Source organism: Pseudomonas sp. LBUM1670, assembly GCF_059695695.1.
This window is the reverse complement of sequence record NZ_CP166783.1, coordinates 5,477,873-5,497,316: the sequence shown is the minus strand read 5'-3', so window position 1 is coordinate 5,497,316 and position 19,444 is coordinate 5,477,873. Positions and strand designations below refer to the sequence as shown.

Genomic DNA, 19,444 nt, shown 5'->3' with positions numbered 1-19,444 from the left:
CTCTATCGACTGACACAGCCTCTTCGCGAGCAAGCCCGCTCCCACATTTGCTTTATGCAATCCAAGGGGATTTGCGGATGATCTCGACAAAGTTCATCGGTTTGAACCCCGGCTCGCTGTCCACCAGCACATCCGCATTCACCGTACCAAACGTGGTATCCGGCTTGTGTGTGAAGCCGTTGGCGAATGCACACAGGATGCACTCCTTGAACCCTTCACCCCGTGGATGCGCATGCACCACCGCTTCGCGCTGCACAGTGGGGAACGCGGCGTAGTCGATACCCAGCACATCCATTTCAACGCCCGCGGTTACCAGCGCCACGTTTGGGCGCAGGTGTTGCGGCACGCCCGGTGTGGTGTGCAGGGCAATCGACAACCACACTTGCTCGATGTCGTCATCGCTCAACCCGTAAGGCTTGAGGAACGCTTTGGCGGCGTTGGCGCTATCGACTTCGAAGCGTTCGTCGTCCGTGCGATGACCTTCCACCAGACCCAAATCATGGAACATCGCGCCGACATACAACAGCTCCGGGTTGTAGGCCAGTTGCTGGCGTTCACCGCTCAACGCGCCGAACAGAAACACCCGGCGCGAGTGGTGGTAAAGCAGGTCGGATTCAACGTCGCGAATGTATTCCGTGGTGGCCCGGGCCAACGTGCTGTCGGGGATTTTGATGCCGGCGATGGTGCTGCTCATGGTGCTGTCCTCGTGGGGAACGCCGTGGCGGCGCTGATGGAACAAGTCTGTTCCGGCAGCCAAAACCGGACAATCGATCCATGGCTGCGATCCTTGCCAATGAGCATGCATATCGCGCCAGCCTCGCTTGTTGGGCGCGGATTGGCTACGGTTGGTCGCGGTGAATGAGCTTTTGTGGCGAGGGGATTTATCCCCGTTGGGGTGCGAAGCGCCCCTGAATACCAGGCGCATATTGTTTACAGGTTTTACGACTGCTTCGCAGCCGAACGGGGATAAATCCCCTCGCCACAAAAGCTCCCTCGCCACAGGTAAGCGTGATCCACAGAGGCGTTTCATTCCATGAGTAAAACCGTTGCCATCGTGGTCTTCGCCGGCGTCCAGTCCCTGGACGTGACCGGCCCCATGGATGTGTTTTCCGAGGCCAATCGTTTCCTGGCGCCGGAGGATCACTATCGGCTGGAGGTGATCGGTGTCGAGCGTGGGATGATGCCGTGTTCCAACGGTTTGGCGCTCAATGCCCATCGGCATTTCAGCGAGGCGCTGGAGGCGTACGACTTGTTGCTGGTGGCTGGAGGGCCGCAGTTGCCGTTCATGGATTTCGGCGCAGCCTTCGATGCCTGGCTGCGGGACGCCAGCGCACTGGCGCAACGTTTCGGCTCGATCTGTAACGGCGCGTTCATGCTCGCCCGCGCCGGACTGCTCGAGGGGCGAACGGTGACGACTCATTGGGGCGATGCTGCGGCGCTCGCGGCGTTGTGTCCTTCGACTCAGGTCGAGGCTGATCGCCTGTACGTGCAGGATGGCGAGCTGTACACCTCGGCCGGCGTCACGGCCGGGATTGATTTGTCGCTGTACTTGCTGGCCCGGGATCACGGGCCGGAAGTCGCGCTGAGTGTGGCCAAGCGGCTGGTGGTGTTCACGCAGCGCTCGGGCGGGCAGTCACAGTTCAGCCCATTCCTGACACCCCACGCCGAGCCGACGTCGGCGGTGGCGATGGTTCAGCATTATGTACTGGCCAACTTGACGGGCGACCTGACCATTGCCGACCTGGCCAACGCGGCCAACATGAGCGCGCGTAACTTTTCCCGGGTGTTTGCCAAGGAAGCGAAAATCACCCCAGCAGAATTTGTCGAGCGGGCGAGGGTGGACGCCGCGCGGGTGATGCTGGAAAGCACCGTGGCGCCGCTGAAAACCGTGGCGTACCAGTGCGGGTTTCGCGATGCCCAGCATATGCGCAGCGTGTTCAACCGCCGGTTGGGGGTGACGCCGCAGCAGTTCAGGTTGAATTTTGCGGCGATGGTTTGAGCCGATATTTGTGTTGTCTGTCAGGGCCTCTTCGCGAGCAAGCCCGCTCCCACATTGGATCGCGGTCTAATGTGGGAGCGGGCTTGCTCGCGAAGGCGTCAGCCCTGCCAACAGAGATTTATTGCCTTGAACGCGCCGGCATCAACTTCAACGTACTCCGCGTATTCGCCGTCACTTCCTCATCATTGAGATGCGCCTGGAAATACACCCCTTCGACATACGCCTCAGCCTGATCCTCATAATGTCTGTCAAACGGCACGCCACTTTGGCCAACCGGGTTAACGGTCAGGCTGTGGGCCGGGTCGGCGAAGTCGATCAGGCGTCGGGTCGACGGTCCATAAGTGACCGGCCATGGCGCCGGTCCGATCCTGGCCGAGAGGTTGTTCGGCACTTCATGGGTGCCCGGCGCTGCGAACGGTCCGACATTGAAAATCCGCTCCAGCGGCTTTTGCTGCCCCAGCGGATGACCATGGGTCAGCGTGTGCGCCTTGCCCCACTGCCATTGCGCGAAATCCGCGCCCAGTGTGGTTTTGAGGTGAGCAATGCTCGCTTGCCACGCCACCTTCACAGTATCGGCGCGGGTTTCCTTGCCGAGGGTGTTGCGGTTGTCCCACCACGGCGAGTCGACGTTCGCCGCCAGACGCGGCAGCGCAGCGTCGATCACCCGGGTCGACAGCAATGTTTCGAAAAAGTCGTTGCCCAGCTCATCGTGCATCGTCGCGTCCGCGAGGTTGAACAGGAACTGGTTGAACAGCGTGGCGCTGGTGGAATCCAGCGGGTAGTCACCTTTCCACTGAGCCAGTTGCTCCACCAGTTTGAGTTCGGCGGGATCACTCACCCCTTCACGTAGCACTGGCAACAACGGCGCCAGCAAGCGCGGGCCGTAAGCAGTGGTGGTGCCCAACTGCAACGCCTGGCTGGCCTCCAGATCCCACTTGACGGTTTTGTCGCTGAGCTGGCGATAGAGCTGCTGACCCCGATCAGCGAGGTTGTAGTAACCGGGAATCTCCATTCCTGTCGGCGACACGGGCTGGAAGTTGGCCGAGACGATGTAGCCCCGTGCCGGGTTCTCTTCCTGCGGGTTGGCGCTGAACGGGTAGAAGCCGTCCTTGTCCGCTTCCGCGCTGCTGCCGTCGAGAATGAACCACGGCCGCACACCCGCCGGGCGTTTAGGCAACTGCGCCGCCGCCCACCAGCCGATGTCGCCCTTGGCATTGGCCCACACGATGTTCAGACCCGGTGCCTGGACCTTGGCGGAGGCACTGCGCGCCTTGGCCAGGGTGTCGGCGCGGTTGAGCTGGTAGAAGCCCTCGAGTATCGGGTTCTGGCTTTCGAGAAAACCCCACCACATGGCGATCGGCGTTTTGCCGACGCTGTTGCCCAACGCATCGTTGACGATCGGACCGTGGGGCGACTGGCGCAGCACCAATGTCACGGGTGCCTGGCCCTTGACCGCGATCTGCTGTTCGCTGGTGACCATGTCCACCCACTTGCCGCGATACCAGACCTGATTGGGGTTGTCCGGGTTGACCTTCTCGGCGATCAGGTCGAGGTCGTCGTTCTGGAACATGGTGATGCTCCAGCCGAAGTCGCGGTTCATTCCGAGTGAGGCGAACGGCATCAAGGCCTGATAGTGACCGTAGAGTTCGAAGCCCGGCGCCGAGAGGTGGGCTTCGTACCACACCGACGGCGCGGAGAAGCGGATATGCGGATCACCCGCCAGCAGCGGCTTGCCGCTTTTGGTGCGGTTGCCGGAGACCACCCAGGCGTTGCTGCCCTCGAACTGCGGCAAACCGTTGTCGGCCAGTGCCTGCTCGCTCAAGCGGGCGAGGGCGTTAAGGTCTTTCCAGTCGGCGCTGGCGAGGCGCGGCACGCTGCCGCTGCGGTTCTTCGCAAGCACGCCTTTGGGCTGCCAGTCGAGATCGAAGACGTTCAGGTAGTCGGCGCCCAACTGATCGCGCACGTAAGTCAGCAAGGGTTCGGTGCGAAACGCCGCGGCAAAACTGTAGGCCATGTAACCGGCGATGCTGATGGTGTCTTGCGCGGTGAACGGGCGTTTTGGAATGCCCAGTGCATCGAACTCGGCGGGTTTTGCATGGCTGTCCTGATACTGGTTGATGCCGTCCAGATAGGCCTGCATGGCGATGAACGCTGGCGACTGTTTGTCCATATTCGCCAGGTAGGTTTCGGCGCGTTCGCGAATGCGCAGGCTGCGCATCAGTTTATCGGTGTCGAGCAGTTTCGGGCCCAGCACTTCGGCCAGTTCACCGCGGGCGAGGCGGCGCAGGACTTCCATCTGAAACAGCCGGTCCTGGGCGTGCACATAGCCGAGGGCGCGGTACAGGTCGGTTTCGTTTTCGGCGCGGATGTGCGGGATGCCTCGCTCGTCGTAACGGACGGTGACGGAGCCTTGCAGGTGTTGCAGTTCAACCATGCCCTGGCGTGTCGGCTGCTTGCTGTAGACGTACCAGCCGGCGCCGGCGGCGAGTACGACAATCAGCAGGACGAGCGCAGTCAGGAGACGTTTCATGAAGATTCCTTGTTCTTGTTATGAGTGGCAGCAGTTCCCTGTCGCCACTGTTTAACATGCCGTGCCGAATTGGCCCATCGCCCTTAGGAGGGATTCGCGTCTGCGCACGGTCCTACTGCTTTGTGTCGACAGGCCACGGGCAGTAACACCCGACCGCCAGTGTGTGCGTGGCACTCACCGCGCGGCCTTCGTTTAACGCTTGCAGGATCGGCTCGATAAAGCTGTTACTCGAATTGCAAGTCAGGCCTTCGCTGTAAGGTCCGAAGTATGCGAGCTTGCCGCTGCGGTCCCAGATCGCTACGGCCGGGCTGGCCGGGATCTGATCCGAACCTGGGAGGACGGTGATGGTTTTCAGGCTGCTCAGCGTGCTGGGCAACTGACCGTGGCTGCCGGGTTTTTGTACCGCATAAAACTCGACGCCTTGCGGTACGTAGTGCTCGACCAGTTCGCTCAGGTGTTGCTGATTGCCGACGTTGCACGGGCAGGCCGGGTCCCAGAAGTGCACGAGCCGGATGGCGCCGGGGCCGGCCAGGTTGTCGGGCAGGCGCAACGGGTCGCCGGAAAATACCGCGGTGTGCTCGCTGAATGCGCGCAGATAGCGTCCCTGAAACCAGTCGTAAGCCGCCCACAAAACACCGGCACACACGAGGGCGAGCAGACTGGCAAGCAGTGGGGTGCGGTAGGGCGAACGCATGGGGGTTAATCCTCGAAGGTCGCCCAGCTTGCCATGCTTGCCGCGACAGATGAATATCGCAGGCTTATAAAGTCCGCTTCGTGCTCTGGAATCGCCCATGTCCGCCACTTTCGACCCTGATCATCTGCGTGCCGGCCTGAGGCCTTTGGCCGAGTGGCAGCCTCTGTCCGTGGAGGCGCTGGCGTACCAGCGGTTCTACGGCCTGGATTTTCCGGGGCGTCAGCTGCGCAGTGGCCTGGGACGTTTCGAGGTGGACGGTTATGAACTGGTCAGCCAGCTCTGGTGGCCGGAGCGGGCGAAGGCGACGCTGTTTGTGTTTCACGGTTTCTACGATCACACCGGGCTCTACCGGCATGTGATCGAGTGGGCACTGGATCAGGGGTTTGCGGTGATCGCCTGCGACTTGCCGGGGCACGGTCTGTCCAGCGGCGAGCGCGCGAGCATCAAGGATTTCGCCGAGTATCAGGACACGCTGCAAGGGCTGTTCGCCGAGGCGCAATCTCTCGAGCTGCCGCAGCCGTGGCACCTGTGCGGGCAGAGTACCGGTGGCGCCATCGTGATCGACCATGTGCTGAATGAAGGCGCGAGCAGTCCGGCCCAGGGCCAGGTGATCCTGTTGTCGCCGCTGGTGAGGCCGCGCGCCTGGGGATGGTCGCAGCTCAGTTATTACCTGCTCAAGCCTTTCGTCAAAGCCATCGCCCGGCGCTTCAGCGAGAACTCCAACGACCCGGATTTCCTGCCATTCCTGCAAGCCGACCCGTTGCAGCCGCTGCGTCTGCCGACGGCCTGGGTCGGCGCGCTGGCGCGCTGGATCAAACGCATCGAGGCCGCACCGGGCAGCACGCGCCAGCCGCTGATCGTGCAAGGGCAGGCGGACATGACGGTGGATTGGGAGCACAACCTTGAGGTATTGAAGGCCAAGTTCGATCGGCCGCAGGTGTTGATGTTGCCTGAGGCGCGGCATCATTTGGCGAATGAGACAGTGGCGTTGCGCGGGGAGTATTTCGGGTTTTTGAGCACGCGGATCAAGGGGCGGAATTTGTAGCGATCGTTATGGCCTCTTCGCGAGCAAGCCCGCTCCCACATGGGGAATGCATTTCAAAATGTGGGAGCGGGCTTGCTCGCGAAGGGGCCCGTGTCGGCGCCGAAATTACTGGCTGAGGTTCGAAGGACTCTGCCCCACCGCCAACCCCGCCCGAATCGCCGCCAGCGCCGCCTGGTAATAAGCCTTGCCTTCAGCCGACTCGGCAAACGTAGCAAACTCCTCAAGCTCGTCATCCGACAGGTCGCGATAGACATACAGCAGCGTGTTGTTCAGGTCGCTGCCGATCTGATCCATCAAGCGCTGACGCTGACCGTTCAACAAACCTTGCGCCTGACTGCCACCCAGCAGACCGGGGATCATCGAACTCAGGCTGTCGGCCGCGACGCCGGCAATCGCCAGGCTGACTTCCGCACCGGCCTCCCGCGCGGGCAAGGCCTGGGCGAGGTGGCCGATGATCAGCGCGCGACTGTCGCTGGCCTCAATCTTCGGCAGGCCTTTGGCGTTCTTCGCCAACTGATCACGACGGGTCGCCAGCAACTCGGCGGCCACGATCTTCTTGCCCAGCGGCGATTGGAAGAAGGTCAGTGCAGGTTTCGGATCAGCGAGGGTTTTGCGCAATTGCGCTTCGGCGCGCTGGTCGACGGCCTGCGGGGCAAAGCGCTGATTGCTGTTATTCACCAGCGCCTGAAACACGGCGGGCGGCAGGCTGTTCTGGTAACGCTGCTGAGCGGCTGAGAGGGCATCGCTGAAATGCGCGCGTTGTTCTGGCCAGCCGGCGACCTTGTACAACTGGTCGTGGCCGTCTGCCCAGGCGGGCAAAACGCAGAACATCAGCAATGAGAAAAGCAAACGGCGCATAGGGACTCCTGTCAGCAGGCGACTATTCTCCGTGCGGCATACAGACTTGTCGAGAATTCGTATCAAGCCGCTGCACGGCTCTGTCGGATTTCCGGGCACAGGCATACTATGCGCGCCATGCAAATATCCTCTGATCACCCGCTGCTGTTACGTATCGTCGACGACCTGGCTGAACGCGGCTGGTCGCAGCAGAATATTTTCCTGCCTTTGGGTCTGACCCAAGAACTGGCGGCTGAGTGCCGTAAACGTGCGGCCGAGGGTGAACTGGCCCCGGCCGCCGTGGGCCGTGGGCCGACATCGGAAATTCGCGAGGGGATTCGCGGCGACAAAATCCAGTGGATCGAGCCCGGCCAGGCCTTGGCTTGCGACAGCTATCTGCAGTTGATGGACAGCCTGCGCGAGGCCATGAATCGCGGCTTGTATCTGGGCCTGGAAGATTTCGAAAGCCACTTTGCGATGTACCCGCCCGGTGCTTTCTACCTCAAGCATGTCGACCGCTTCCGCGACGACGACCGACGCATGGTCTCGGCGGTGGTCTACCTCAACGACGGCTGGTTGCCGCAGCACGGCGGTCAGTTGCGCATGTACCTGAAGGATGGCGTCGAATACGATGTGGTGCCTACCGGCGGATGCCTGGTGGTGTTCCTGTCGGGCGAGGTCCCCCACGAAGTCCTGCCCGCGACCCGCGATCGCCTGTCATTGACCGGCTGGTTCCGGCGCCGTGGCAACGAGCCGTTCTGATCATGCAGAAGATCCTGGTAAGTCGCTGTCTGCTTGGCCACCGCGTGCGATACGACGGTGGGGGCAGCGGGCCGTTCGATCAGCTTCAGCAGTGGCTCGACGAAGGTCGCGTCGTGCCGCTGTGCCCGGAGGTCGCCGGCGGGTTGCCGACGCCACGTGCGGCGGCTGAGATTCCAGGCGGGCAGGGTGGTGACGTGCTGGAGGGTCGGGCGGCGGTGATCACCACCGAAGGCGAGGATGTCAGTGCGCAGTTTCTGAGCGGCGCCTGGCAGGCGCTGGAGCTGGTGCAGAAACACGACATCCGCATCGCCGTGCTCAAGGCCAACAGCCCGTCTTGCGGGAATCTGCTGACTTATGACGGGACGTTCAGCGGGGTGAAGGTCAGCGGTGAAGGCGTTACTGCTGCGTTGCTCAAACGCCATGGTGTGCAAGTTTTCAGTGAGCTGGAGTTGGCTGAAGCGGCAATAGCGGTGGCTGCGCAGGACTAACTTCCAACACAAAACCAATGTGAGAGCGGGCTTGCTCGCGAAAGCGGTGTGCCAGTCAAAGTTGATGTCGACTGACACACCGCTTTCGCGAGCAAGCCCGCTCCCACATTGGATCTCCAGTGTCCTAGGGTTTCGGCGCCACGCTCGTCTCCGTCGCGAACCATTTTTTCTCCAGCGCCTCCATCCGCCCATCCGCCTTGATCCGCTGCAACGCCTTTTCCAGGCTGGCATGGAACGCCGGATTACCCTTCTGAAACGGAATCGCCAGGCTCACAGCCGGGGCGTCTTTCGGCTTTTCTTCCGTCAGCGATTGCACCAGCAGGATTGAGCGCGGCTGTTCTTCTTTCTGCGCGATCAATTGCGCATCGGCCTGAATGTAAGGTTCGCTGAAGTCGAAACGATCCTTGAGTTCCGGGGTCACTGCTATGTGGTTGATGGCGACGTCGTACTTGCCGCTTTCGACGCCGGTCAACAGATCGCCGGAATCGGTGACGACGAAGTCGGCCCGCACATCCAGCTCATTGGCCAGCAGTTGACCCAACTCGACTTCGAAGCCACTGAGTTGGCCGTCGTTCTTGAAATTGAAGGGCGGTGTATTAGCCTCAAGGGCAATGCGCAATTCGCCACGGTCGTTCACATCGTCAATCAGTTCGGCATGAGCCAAAGGGCTCAAAAGGGGTAGCAGGCAGATCAGGCCAGGCAAAAAGCGCATGGTCACTCCTTTGAATACATTTATCGCGATGCGCTGGTTCAGGCTCGCTTTGCTATGGTTGTCGTGAGCCTTCGACAACGAATGGCCGTGAAGTTGTCATGGCCGCGCGGATTTTATGAAAAAACTGGAGAAGAGAATGAATACCTTTATGTCTCGTGCTGCGTTGGCTGGCCTGCTGATGGGCGTTTCGGTGCTGGCCAGTGCGGCTACGCCGGCACCCAAAGGTGCTGAAGTGTCCATCGTTTCTCCAAAAGACGGTGCGACGGTCCCGCAGACTGTCGTCGTCAAGTTCGCTGTCGAGAACATTGCGCTGGCGCCTGCGGGCGATCTCACCAAGAACACGGGCCACCATCACCTGCTGATTGATGTCGACGAACTGCCGGCGGCCGGTACGACGATTCCGAACGATGCCAACCACCTGCACTTCGGCAAGGCGCAGACCCAGGCTGAAGTAAAGCTGACGCCCGGCAAGCACACGTTGCAGTTGGAGCTTGGCGACAAGAGCCACATGCCATTCGATCCGCCGATCGTGTCGAAGAAGATCACCGTCAACGTCAAGTAACGTTAGTAGCGCCCATGAAAAAGGAGACCCGAAGGTCTCCTTTTTTGTCGTTCAAGTCGCTATCAGAACAACACGCGGCAACGAATGGTGCCGTTGATGTGCTGCAGCTTCTCTTGCGCCAGGTCCGAGTACTCGGCGTCGACGTCGATCACCACGTAGCCGACTTTCTCGTTGGTCTGCAGGAACTGACCGGAGATGTTGATGCCGTTTTCGGCGAAGACCTTGTTGATCTCGCTCATCACACCCGGAATGTTCTCGTGGATGTGCAGCAGGCGGTGCTTGCCAGGGTGAGCCGGCAGGGCCACTTCCGGGAAGTTCACGGACGATACCGAAGTACCGTTGTCGCTGTACTTGACCAGTTTTTCCGCCACTTCCAGACCGATGTTGGCTTGCGCCTCGGCGGTGGAACCACCGATGTGCGGGGTCAGGATCACGTTGTCCAGGCCACGCAGCGGGCTTTCGAACTCTTCGTCGTTGGAGCGTGGCTCCACCGGGAATACGTCGATGGCCGCGCCGATCAGGTGCTTGTCCTTGATCGCGTCCGCCAGGGCGTCCAGTTCGACCACGGTGCCGCGAGCGGCGTTGATCAGGATGCCGCCCTTCTTGATGGCGCGGATTTCCTTCTCGCCGATCATCCACTGGGTGGCAGCGGTTTCCGGAACGTGCAGGGTGACGATGTCGGACATGCCCAGCAGCTCGTGCAGGTTGCCGACCTGGGTCGCGTTGCCCAGTGGCAGCTTGGTCACGGTGTCGTAGAAGTACACCTGCATGCCCAGGCCTTCAGCCAGAACCGACAGTTGCGTACCGATCGAGCCGTAACCGACGATACCCAGCTTCTTGCCACGGATTTCGAAGGAGTTGGCTGCGCTCTTGATCCAGCCGCCACGGTGGCAGGAAGCGTTCTTCTCAGGGATGCCGCGCAGCAACAGGATCGCTTCGGCCAGCACCAGCTCGGCAACGGAGCGAGTGTTGGAGTACGGAGCGTTGAACACCGCGATGCCGCGTTCGCGGGCAGCGTTCAGGTCAACCTGGTTGGTGCCGATGCAGAAACACCCTACAGCCACGAGCTTCTTCGCGTGATCGAAGATCTCTTCGGTCAGTTGAGTGCGGGAGCGAATGCCGATGAAGTGAGCATCAGCGATCTTTTCCTTCAGCTGGGCTTCCGGCAGAGAACCGGTGAGGTACTCGATGCTGGTGTAGCCCGCCGACTTGAGGACGTCGACAGCCGATTGGTGGACGCCTTCGAGAAGAAGGAACTTGATCTTGCTCTTATCGAGAGAAGTCTTGCTCATCTGCGTAAACCTGTATCCCGGAGAAAAATGGCAGGAGATAGCCAGCAGACGCTGACCCGGACGGCAGGAAAGCCGTCACCGCAGAATAGCCTTTCGGCACTACCCTGCGGGGTCGGTATGCTAGCATAGGCGCCCCGCTAAACACTCATTCCTGCGACGTGAAGCGTTCTCAGGATGACCATGAATTGTTCGAGAGTTCTGTCGATGACCAATCCTGCCCTGATTGATGAGCTGAAGACCCTGGTTGAGCCTGGCAAGGTGCTGACCGATGCCGACTCCCTGAATGCTTACGGTAAGGATTGGACCAAGCATTTCGCCCCGGCCCCGACGGCCATCGTGTTCCCGAAGACCACCGAACAGGTCCAGGCCATCGTCCTTTGGGCCAATAAACACAAGGTGGCGCTGGTGCCGTCCGGCGGGCGTACCGGGTTGTCCGCCGCTGCGGTGGCCGCCAATGGCGAAGTCGTTGTGTCCTTCGACTACATGAACCAGATCCTCGATGTGAACCTCACCGACCGCACTGCCGTTTGTCAGCCGGGCGTCGTGACCGAGCATTTGCAGAACGTCGCCGAAGAAAAAGGCCTGTACTACCCGGTGGACTTCGCTTCCGCAGGTTCAAGCCAGATTGGCGGCAATATCGGCACCAATGCCGGCGGGATCAAGGTGATTCGCTACGGCATGACCCGTAACTGGGTCGCCGGCATGAAAGTGGTCACCGGCAAGGGCGACGTGCTGGAACTGAACCGTGACCTGATCAAGAACGCCACCGGCTACGACATGCGTCAGCTGTTCATCGGCGCTGAAGGCACCCTCGGTTTTGTGGTTGAAGCGACCATGCGTCTGGACCGTGCCCCGAAGAACCTCACCGCGATGGTCCTCGGCACCACCGATTTCGACTCGATCATGCCGGTGTTGCACGCGTTCCAGAGCAAACTTGACCTGACCGCGTTCGAATTCTTCTCCGATAAAGCCCTGGCCAAGGTCATGGGTCGAGGTGACGTGCCGGCGCCGTTTGAAACCGACTGCCCGTTCTACGCGCTGCTGGAATTCGAAGCGACCACCGAAGAAGTGGCCAACCATGCCCTGGAAACCTTCGAGCACTGCGTCGAGCAGGGCTGGGTGCTGGACGGCGTAATGAGCCAGAGCGAAACCCAGCTGCAGAACCTGTGGAAGCTGCGCGAGTACATCTCCGAAACCATCTCCCACTGGACGCCGTACAAGAACGACATTTCGGTCACCGTGTCGAAAGTCCCGGCGTTCCTGAAGGAAATCGACGCGATCGTCGGCGAACACTACCCGGATTTCGAAATCGTCTGGTTCGGCCACATTGGCGATGGCAACCTGCACTTGAACATTCTCAAGCCGGATAACCTGAGCAAGGATGAATTCTTCGCCAAGTGCGCGACCGTGAACAAGTGGGTGTTCGAAACCGTCGAGAAGTACAACGGTTCGATTTCCGCCGAGCACGGCGTGGGCATGACCAAGCGTGATTATTTGACCTACAGCCGTTCGCCGGTTGAGATCGAATACATGAAAGCCGTCAAAGCGGTGTTCGACCCGAACGGCATCATGAACCCGGGCAAGATTTTCGCTGTTTGACTTTTGAATTAAGAGCTACGAACCAGGAGTCGGTAATGAGCTATCAGCACCAGTATGTCGACGGCACGCGTATCCACTTCCCGTTGGGGAAAGTGGTGTGCATCGGCCGTAACTACGCCGAACACGCCAAGGAACTGGACAACCCGGTGCCAACGGAGCCCCTGCTGTTCATCAAGCCCGGCAGTTGCGTCGTGCCGCTGGAAGGCGGTTTCAGCATTCCGACCGAGCGCGGTTCGGTGCATTACGAGGCGGAAATCGCGGTGCTGATTGGCAAGCCTTTGTCGACCCGGCCGAGCCGTGAAGAAGTGCTCGATGCCATTTCCGGTTTTGCTCCGGCCCTGGACCTGACCTTGCGTGACAAGCAGGCCGAGCTGAAGTCCAAAGGCCTGCCATGGGAAATCGCCAAGTCCTTCGACGGTGCGGCGGTGATTGCTCCGTTCGTCTCCGGCAGCACCTTTGCTGACCTGACCGACATCGGCATTCGCCTGACCATCAACGGCGAAGTGCGCCAGGATGGCAACAGCAGCGCGATGCTCAACCCGATCGTGCCGATGATCCAGCACATGGCCGGCTGCTTCTCGCTGCAAGCCGGTGATGTGATCCTCACGGGCACGCCGGTTGGCGTTGGTCCGTTGAATGTCGGTGATGAACTGGTCATTGAATTGCCGGGCGCGAGCAGCTTCACCAGCAGCGTCCGCTAACCGAAACACCGCAAAACCCTGTGGGAGCGGGCTTGCTCGCGAATGCGGTGTGTCAGACAACATTAATGTCGACTGACACACCGCATTCGCGAGCAAGCCCGCTCCCACATTGGGTTTTGCGATCGGCCGAAGAAGGGCAATCCCGCCATTTCCCGTTTTTTTCACATCTTGTCTGGATAATTCCGGGGTTTCTGGCGTCTGAGCCGGTCCCAATTGTGCTATTACCCTTAGCCTGAATTTCTGGAATACATCCCTCGATGGCCATCCAACCGCTGCCCACGCTTAAAACTGCCCGTCGCCCACGCTTTTTCATGCGTTGGTATGCCTGGCTGTTACTGGCCGTGGGCGCCGCGTATGGCCTCGCGTTCGCGATGCATTGGGATGACCGCGGTGTGCTCTGGGTGCTCGAGCGCTTCGAAAGCCCGGCCGAACGCCAGGAAAGTATCTGGCTCCCGGACTACCGCGCGGTGATCGATGCCAAGCCATTGCCGGGGATGGAAAAGGACGAAGCGTCCGACCTGGCCTACAACCCTCAAACCAAAACCCTGTTCTCGGTCATGGGCAAGAACCCGTTCCTGGTCGAGCTGACCCTGCAGGGCGATGTGCTGCGCAAAATGCCGCTGGTGGGCTGGAGCAACCCGGAAGCCGTGACGGTCATGGGCAACGGTCTGCTGGCCATCGTCGATGAGCGCGAGCACTCGCTGACCATCGTCAAGGTCGACGCAGATACCCGCGAGCTGAACATCGCCAATTTCCCGAAGTACGACCTCGGTCCGTCGAAAGACCAGAACAAAGCGTTCGAAGCGGTCGTCTGGGATGCGCGCAACCAGCAAATGCTGCTGGGAGAAGAACGTCCACCGGCGCTGTTCACCTGGAAAAGCGCCGACGGTCAGACGCTCTCCGGCGACAAGCAGAAGCTCGCCAATGACGAACTGGACATCCGCAACCTGTCGGCCCTGGCCATTGACCCGCGCACCCGGCACACGCTGGCATTGTCCGCCGACTCCCATTTGTTGCTGGAGCTGGACGAGAAGGGCGAGCAGGTCAGTTTCATGACCTTGCTGGGCGGCTTCAATGGTTTGAAAAAGACCATTCCCCGTGCCGAAGGCGTGACCATGGACGATGCGGGCACGCTCTATATGGTGAGCGAACCTAACCTGTTCTATCGTTTCGAAAAGCAGCACTGATTCGCGACCTTGATCCGCGATTTTGATCCGCGATTTTGTAGGAAGCGTGACGCTCAGTTGTAGGACCAGCCCAACGGCCTTTAAGCTTCAATTCAGACTGCCGTGGTATTCCATCCGCCCGTCCTGATTCCGAGCTTGCCTGAATGCGCCGACTTGCCCGCCCAAAAACCCTGATGCTGATTCTTTTGGTGATTGTGCTGATCGTGGTGGTTGCGGTCGGGCAATACCTGCGGCTGTTCGAGCGCGCCTGGTTCAATCTGCATACGCTTTGGCAGCCGGAGAGCGAACAGTCTATCGGCCTGGGTCACTATCAGGTCACGGTCGAGGGCCGGGTCATTGAAGGGCTGGATGACGATGTATCGGCGCTGACCTTCGATCCGGTGCGCAAGAGCCTGTTCACCGTCACCAACAAAAACTCCGAACTGATCGAGCTGTCGCTGGAAGGCCGGATCATTCGGCGTGTCGCGCTGGTCGGCTTCGGTGATCCAGAGGCGGTGGAGTTCATCAGTGCCGACACATACGTGATCACTGACGAGCGCCAGCAACGGCTGATCAAGATTCATCTGGAAAAGGACACCACATTCCTGGACGCGGCGGAAGCCGAGCAGATGACGCTGGGCGTGCACATGAGCGGCAACAAGGGCTTTGAAGGCCTGGCCTACGACTCAGTGGGCAAGCGCCTGTTTGTCGCCAAGGAGCGCGACCCGATGCTGATCTACGAAGTGCGGGGTTTTCCTCATTACAACTCCGAGAAATCCTACTCGGTGCACGTGGTCAACAACCCCAAGCGCGATGCCGGGCTGTTTGTTCGAGACCTGTCGAGCCTGCTATACGACGAGCGCAGCGGCCATTTGCTGGCGCTGTCCGACGAGTCGCGACTGATTCTGGAGCTGGAGGTGGACGGGCGACCGATGAGCACCATGTCTCTGAGTCAGGGGCGTCAGGGGTTGCAGAAGACGGTGCCGCAAGCGGAAGGGATCGCCATGGATGACGACGGTACGATGTACCTGGTGAGCGAGCCGAACTTGTTCTACGTCTTCAAAAAACCAGCGCAACCCTGACCAACACCGCAAAACAAATGTGGGAGCGGGCTTGCTCGCGAAGGCGGTGTGTCAGTTGATGACGTATCTGCTGACACACCGCCTTCGCGAGCAAGCCCGCTCCCACAGGTTTTGCAGTGTTCCTGGGCTTATTGGGCGCGCAGGGTTTTCACGCCTTCGCTGGTCCCCAGCAACAGCAAATCCGCAGGACGCGCTGCGAACAAACCGTTGGTCACGACGCCGACGATCGCATTGATCTGCGTCTCCAGCTCCACCGGGTTGGTGATCTGCATGTTGAACACATCCAGAATGATGTTGCCGTTGTCGGTCAGCACGCCTTCACGGTAAACCGGGTCGCCGCCGAGCTTCACCAGTTCGCGGGCCACGTGGCTGCGGGCCATCGGGATCACTTCCACCGGCAGCGGGAATGCGCCGAGGACCGGCACCAGTTTGCTGGCGTCGGCGATGCAGATGAAGGTCTTGGCCACGGCCGCGACGATCTTCTCGCGGGTCAGGGCTGCGCCGCCACCCTTGATCAGGTTCAGGTGTTCGTCGCTTTCGTCGGCGCCGTCGACGTAGAACTCCAGATCGCTGACGGTGTTCAGCTCATACACCGGAATGCCATGGCCCTTGAGGCGCGCGGCGGTGGCTTCGGAGCTGGCGACGGCGCCGTCGAATGCGCCTTTATGCTGGGCCAAAGCGTCGATGAAGCAGTTGGCGGTGGAGCCGGTGCCGACCCCGACAATGCTCTTGTCGTCGAGTTTCGGGAGGATGAAGTCGACGGCGGCCTGGGCCACTGCCTGTTTGAGTTGATCCTGGGTCATGCGGGCTCCGAAAGCGGGCAAGGGGAGAACGGAAGGCCGGCATTATAGGCCCCGGGGCAGGGAAGGTCATTGCCCGATTGGCGGGCCACGACCGATACCTGTAGGAGCGAGGCTTGCCCGCGAAAGCGTTCTTACTGCCAACATTTATTCTGGATGTACCGGCCTCTTCGCGGGCAAGCCTCGCTCCTACAGGTCCATGATCCTTCCGGAGAGGGTAAAACCACCTGTTTAGTGTGGTCGCTCAGGCGAAAGCCGGGTTAGACTCCATGGCCCTGCCCAACCCGCTCAGTGATGCTTTCCGATGCTCGAACAGTACGTCAAAAAGATCCTCACCTCGCGCGTTTATGACGTTGCCGTAGAAACCCCGTTGCAGACTGCCCGCCAGCTCTCCGAGCGGCTGGGCAACAGTATTTTGCTCAAGCGTGAAGACTTGCAACCGGTGTTCTCGTTCAAGATTCGCGGTGCCTACAACAAGCTCACGCAACTGAGCGATGAAGAACGCGCTCGCGGCGTGGTGACGGCTTCGGCGGGCAATCATGCGCAGGGCCTGGCTCTGGCGGCGAAAGTGCTGGGCGTGAAAGCCACCATCGTCATGCCCAAGACCACTCCCGAGATCAAAGTCGAAGGCGTGCGTTCACGCGGCGGCAAAGTGGTGCTGCACGGGGATTCGTTCCCGGAAGCCCTGGCCTATTCGCTGAAACTGGTCGACGAAAAAGGCTACGTCTACATTCACCCGTACGACGATCCCCACACCATTGCCGGGCAGGGCACGGTGGCCATGGAGATTCTGCGCCAGCACCCTGGGCGCCTGGATGCGATCTTCGTTCCGGTGGGCGGTGGCGGGCTGATCGCCGGTATCGCGGCGTACGTGAAATACCTGCGCCCGGAAATCAAGATCATCGGCGTCGAGCCGGACGATTCCAATTGCCTGCAAGCGGCCATGGCCGCCGGCGAGCGCGTGGTGCTGCCGACCGTGGGCCTCTTCGCCGACGGCGTCGCGGTCGCTCAGATCGGTCAGCACACCTTCGACATCTGCAAAGACTATGTCGATGAGGTGATCACGGTCAGCACCGACGAGATTTGCGCGGCCATCAAGGATATCTACGACGATACCCGCTCGATCACTGAACCTGCCGGCGCCTTGGGCGTGGCCGGGATCAAGAAGTACGTCGAGCAGCACGCCGTTACTGGCCATACCTTCGTCGCTATCGATTCCGGCGCCAACGTCAACTTCGACCGCCTGCGCCACGTCGCCGAACGCGCCGAGCTGGGCGAGGGCCGCGAAGCCATCATCGCCGTGACCATCCCCGAGAAACCGGGCAGCTTCAAGGCGTTCTGCGAAGCCATCGGCAAGCGCCAGATCACCGAATTCAATTACCGCTACAACACCGGCAGCGAAGCACACATCTTCGTTGGCGTGCAGACGCATCCGGAAACCGACCCGCGCAGTGCTCTGATCGCCAGCCTGACCGAGCAGGGTTTTCCGGTGCTGGACCTGACCGACAACGAACTGGCCAAGCTGCACATCCGCCATATGGTCGGTGGTCGCGCGGCCCACGTGGTCGATGAAGTAGTGCTGCGCTTTGAATTTCCGGAGCGGCCGGGCGCGCTGTTCAACTTCCTCAGCAAGCTCGGCGGGCGCTGGAACATTTCGATGTTCCACTACCGCAACCACGGCGCGGCGGATGGCCGTGTGGTCGCGGGGCTGCAAGTGCCTCACGAGGAACGTCATCTGGTGCCGGCGGCGCTGGAAGAAATCGGCTACCCGTACTGGGATGAAAGCGACAACCCGGCCTATAAACTGTTTCTTGGCTGAGCGGCTACGCTGATGGGCAAGTCATAAGGAAATCGAACAATGGAAACGTTAACCGCCCTGAAAGTGGCGCACATGGTGGCGACGGTGGTGCTGCTGGTGTGTGCGCTGGGCCTGGGGATCTGGGTCTGGCGGACGCGGCGTAACGGCGACGCAACGGCGGGCAGCCGAACGTTGCAACGGCCTCGCGTGTTCATTTGGCTGTTGATGGGCCTGGCGTTACTGAGCATGCCGTTCACCGGCTGGTGGATGGTGCATCTGGTGGGTTGGCCTTTGGGGCAGACGTGGTTGCTGGCATCCAGCGTGCTTTACACCGTGGCGGCGTTGGCGTGGTTCTGGTTGTTGGTGCGGCTTAACAAGTTGCGCAAAGCGCCGGGAGGGAGCGGCAAGTTCACCTTCGCCCTCGCATTGTTCAGCTTCGTCTGTTTTGTCGCGATTGCGGGGTTGATGGGCGCGAAGCCAGTGTAGGAGCGAGCTTGCTCGCGATGGTCGTTAACGAAAACGCGGGGCACCTGACTCCCCGCAGCGACCTTGAGTTTTTCGCGAGCAAGCTCGCTCCTACAGAACGGCGATTTCAATCGCGCAACGAAATCACCGGCCACCCACGCTTCTCAGCTTCGGCGCGCAAGTTAGGATCCGGATCAACCGCGACCGGATTCGCCACCTGCTCCAGCAATGGGAAATCATTCATCGAGTCGCTGTAGAAGTAACTGTCTTCCAGCGAATGCCCGGTCTCTTCCAGCCAGCGATTCAGCCGCGTCACCTTGCCTTCACGGAAGCACGGGATGTCGGTGCTGCGCCCGGTGTAACGGCCATCAACCATCTCGCACTCGGTGGCGATCAGGGTTTCGACGCCCAGGCGCTGGGCAATCGGCCCGGTCACAAAACGGTTCGTCGCGGTAATGATGACCAGCTTGTCACCCGCTTCACGGTGCTTGGCCAACAGTGCCATGGCCTTGGGCAGCACGATCGGCTCGATGCAGTCGCGCATGTAGTCCAGATGCCATTGATCCAGCGTGGCCATTTCGGTGCGGCCGAGGACTTCCAGGCAAAAGTTCAGGTAGGCGGCGTTATCCAGCTTGCCGGCCAGGTAATCCTGATAGAACTCATCGTTGCGTGTTTTGTAGGCGACGGCGTCGAGGAAGCCGCGTTCGCACAGGTAATCGCCCCAGGCGTGGTCACTGTCGCCGCCCAGAAGGGTGTTGTCCAAGTCGAATAAAGCCAGGCGCATTGCAGTTACTCGCTGAAAAGTCTGTAGAAAGGCGTCCAGAATACGGACTTTTCACAAGAGTGCACATAAGGTAGGCCGGCTCGTTGCTGCCTTCACAACCTTTGTGGAACAATGCGGCGACATGCGTT

At 60.5% G+C, this 19,444-nt stretch carries 19 protein-coding genes; 11 read left to right on the top strand and 8 right to left on the bottom strand.

What is annotated here, in order from left to right; translation table 11 throughout:
- Positions 1 to 52 precede the first annotated feature (52 nt).
- A complete protein-coding gene (locus tag ACA073_RS25175; protein ID WP_497400319.1) occupies positions 53 to 694 on the bottom strand; it encodes an HD domain-containing protein in 642 nt (213 codons plus the stop codon).
- A gap of 339 nt (positions 695 to 1,033) precedes the next feature.
- On the opposite strand from ACA073_RS25175, the gene ACA073_RS25170 reads away from it, so the two are divergent.
- Positions 1,034 to 1,999 (top strand): GlxA family transcriptional regulator, encoded by a 966-nt coding sequence (locus tag ACA073_RS25170; RefSeq protein WP_497400317.1) that lies wholly within the window; start codon positions 1,034 to 1,036, stop codon positions 1,997 to 1,999.
- A 118-nt stretch (positions 2,000 to 2,117) separates the two neighbouring features.
- On the opposite strand, the gene ACA073_RS25165 is transcribed toward ACA073_RS25170, so the two are convergent.
- Together ACA073_RS25165 and ACA073_RS25160 are read right to left on the bottom strand one after the other, a co-directional pair.
- Complete coding sequence (locus tag ACA073_RS25165) at positions 2,118 to 4,529, bottom strand: penicillin acylase family protein (protein ID WP_497400315.1); 2,412 nt, start codon at positions 4,527 to 4,529, stop codon at positions 2,118 to 2,120.
- Between the two features lie 112 nt (positions 4,530 to 4,641).
- Complete coding sequence (locus ACA073_RS25160) at positions 4,642 to 5,223, bottom strand: DUF6436 domain-containing protein (protein ID WP_497400313.1); 582 nt, start codon at positions 5,221 to 5,223, stop codon at positions 4,642 to 4,644.
- Positions 5,224 to 5,320: 97 nt separating this feature from the next.
- Between ACA073_RS25160 and bipL the strand changes: the two genes are divergently transcribed.
- The gene (gene bipL, locus ACA073_RS25155) at positions 5,321 to 6,268 is read left to right on the top strand and encodes a phospholipase BipL (RefSeq protein ID WP_497400311.1); all 948 of its coding nucleotides are present in this window, start codon (positions 5,321 to 5,323) and stop codon (positions 6,266 to 6,268) included.
- Between the two features lie 105 nt (positions 6,269 to 6,373).
- Here the strand turns inward: bipL and ACA073_RS25150 are convergent, their stop codons facing one another.
- On the bottom strand, positions 6,374 to 7,126 hold the full coding sequence (locus ACA073_RS25150) for a DUF2059 domain-containing protein (protein WP_497400309.1): 753 nt from the start codon (positions 7,124 to 7,126) through the stop codon (positions 6,374 to 6,376).
- Between the two features lie 108 nt (positions 7,127 to 7,234).
- Between ACA073_RS25150 and ACA073_RS25145 the strand changes: the two genes are divergently transcribed.
- Positions 7,235 to 7,867, top strand: coding sequence for a 2OG-Fe(II) oxygenase (locus ACA073_RS25145; RefSeq protein WP_497400307.1), 633 nt, complete (start codon positions 7,235 to 7,237; stop codon positions 7,865 to 7,867).
- 2 nt (positions 7,868 to 7,869) lie between these two features.
- Positions 7,870 to 8,355 (top strand): 2-thiouracil desulfurase family protein, encoded by a 486-nt coding sequence (locus ACA073_RS25140; RefSeq protein ID WP_497400305.1) that lies wholly within the window; start codon positions 7,870 to 7,872, stop codon positions 8,353 to 8,355.
- Between the two features lie 124 nt (positions 8,356 to 8,479).
- Here ACA073_RS25140 and ACA073_RS25135 read toward each other — a convergent pair whose 3' ends face one another.
- Positions 8,480 to 9,067 carry a transporter substrate-binding domain-containing protein gene (locus ACA073_RS25135; protein WP_497400303.1) on the bottom strand — a complete coding sequence of 196 codons (588 nt, stop codon included), beginning with the start codon at positions 9,065 to 9,067 and terminating at the stop codon, positions 8,480 to 8,482.
- Positions 9,068 to 9,203: 136 nt separating this feature from the next.
- On the opposite strand from ACA073_RS25135, the gene ACA073_RS25130 reads away from it, so the two are divergent.
- A complete protein-coding gene (locus ACA073_RS25130; RefSeq protein WP_497400302.1) occupies positions 9,204 to 9,629 on the top strand; it encodes a DUF4399 domain-containing protein in 426 nt (141 codons plus the stop codon).
- A gap of 62 nt (positions 9,630 to 9,691) precedes the next feature.
- Here ACA073_RS25130 and serA read toward each other — a convergent pair whose 3' ends face one another.
- Positions 9,692 to 10,921 carry a phosphoglycerate dehydrogenase gene (serA, locus tag ACA073_RS25125; RefSeq protein ID WP_480418730.1) on the bottom strand — a complete coding sequence of 410 codons (1,230 nt, stop codon included), beginning with the start codon at positions 10,919 to 10,921 and terminating at the stop codon, positions 9,692 to 9,694.
- Positions 10,922 to 11,125: 204 nt separating this feature from the next.
- Between serA and ACA073_RS25120 the strand changes: the two genes are divergently transcribed.
- The 4 genes from ACA073_RS25120 to ACA073_RS25105 all read left to right on the top strand — a co-directional run bounded on the left by ACA073_RS25120 (position 11,126) and on the right by ACA073_RS25105 (position 15,469).
- Positions 11,126 to 12,520, top strand: coding sequence for a D-2-hydroxyglutarate dehydrogenase (locus ACA073_RS25120; protein WP_032832051.1), 1,395 nt, complete (start codon positions 11,126 to 11,128; stop codon positions 12,518 to 12,520).
- Positions 12,521 to 12,555: 35 nt separating this feature from the next.
- Positions 12,556 to 13,221 carry a fumarylacetoacetate hydrolase family protein gene (locus ACA073_RS25115; protein ID WP_497400299.1) on the top strand — a complete coding sequence of 222 codons (666 nt, stop codon included), beginning with the start codon at positions 12,556 to 12,558 and terminating at the stop codon, positions 13,219 to 13,221.
- Positions 13,222 to 13,478: 257 nt separating this feature from the next.
- On the top strand, positions 13,479 to 14,408 hold the full coding sequence (locus ACA073_RS25110; protein ID WP_497400297.1) for an SdiA-regulated domain-containing protein: 930 nt from the start codon (positions 13,479 to 13,481) through the stop codon (positions 14,406 to 14,408).
- A gap of 143 nt (positions 14,409 to 14,551) precedes the next feature.
- Entirely contained in the window at positions 14,552 to 15,469 is a 918-nt protein-coding gene (locus tag ACA073_RS25105) for an SdiA-regulated domain-containing protein (protein WP_497400295.1), read from the top strand.
- Positions 15,470 to 15,597: 128 nt separating this feature from the next.
- Here the strand turns inward: ACA073_RS25105 and rpiA are convergent, their stop codons facing one another.
- Complete coding sequence (rpiA, locus tag ACA073_RS25100; RefSeq protein WP_497400293.1) at positions 15,598 to 16,272, bottom strand: ribose-5-phosphate isomerase RpiA; 675 nt, start codon at positions 16,270 to 16,272, stop codon at positions 15,598 to 15,600.
- Positions 16,273 to 16,573: 301 nt separating this feature from the next.
- Between rpiA and ilvA the strand changes: the two genes are divergently transcribed.
- Together ilvA and ACA073_RS25090 are read left to right on the top strand one after the other, a co-directional pair.
- Positions 16,574 to 18,088 carry a threonine ammonia-lyase, biosynthetic gene (gene ilvA / locus ACA073_RS25095; RefSeq protein WP_497400291.1) on the top strand — a complete coding sequence of 505 codons (1,515 nt, stop codon included), beginning with the start codon at positions 16,574 to 16,576 and terminating at the stop codon, positions 18,086 to 18,088.
- 39 nt (positions 18,089 to 18,127) lie between these two features.
- On the top strand, positions 18,128 to 18,553 hold the full coding sequence (locus ACA073_RS25090; RefSeq protein WP_497400289.1) for a DUF2269 domain-containing protein: 426 nt from the start codon (positions 18,128 to 18,130) through the stop codon (positions 18,551 to 18,553).
- 106 nt (positions 18,554 to 18,659) lie between these two features.
- Here ACA073_RS25090 and ACA073_RS25085 read toward each other — a convergent pair whose 3' ends face one another.
- The gene (locus ACA073_RS25085; protein ID WP_497400287.1) at positions 18,660 to 19,316 is read right to left on the bottom strand and encodes a histidinol-phosphatase; all 657 of its coding nucleotides are present in this window, start codon (positions 19,314 to 19,316) and stop codon (positions 18,660 to 18,662) included.
- Between the last annotated feature and the right edge of the window lie 128 nt (positions 19,317 to 19,444).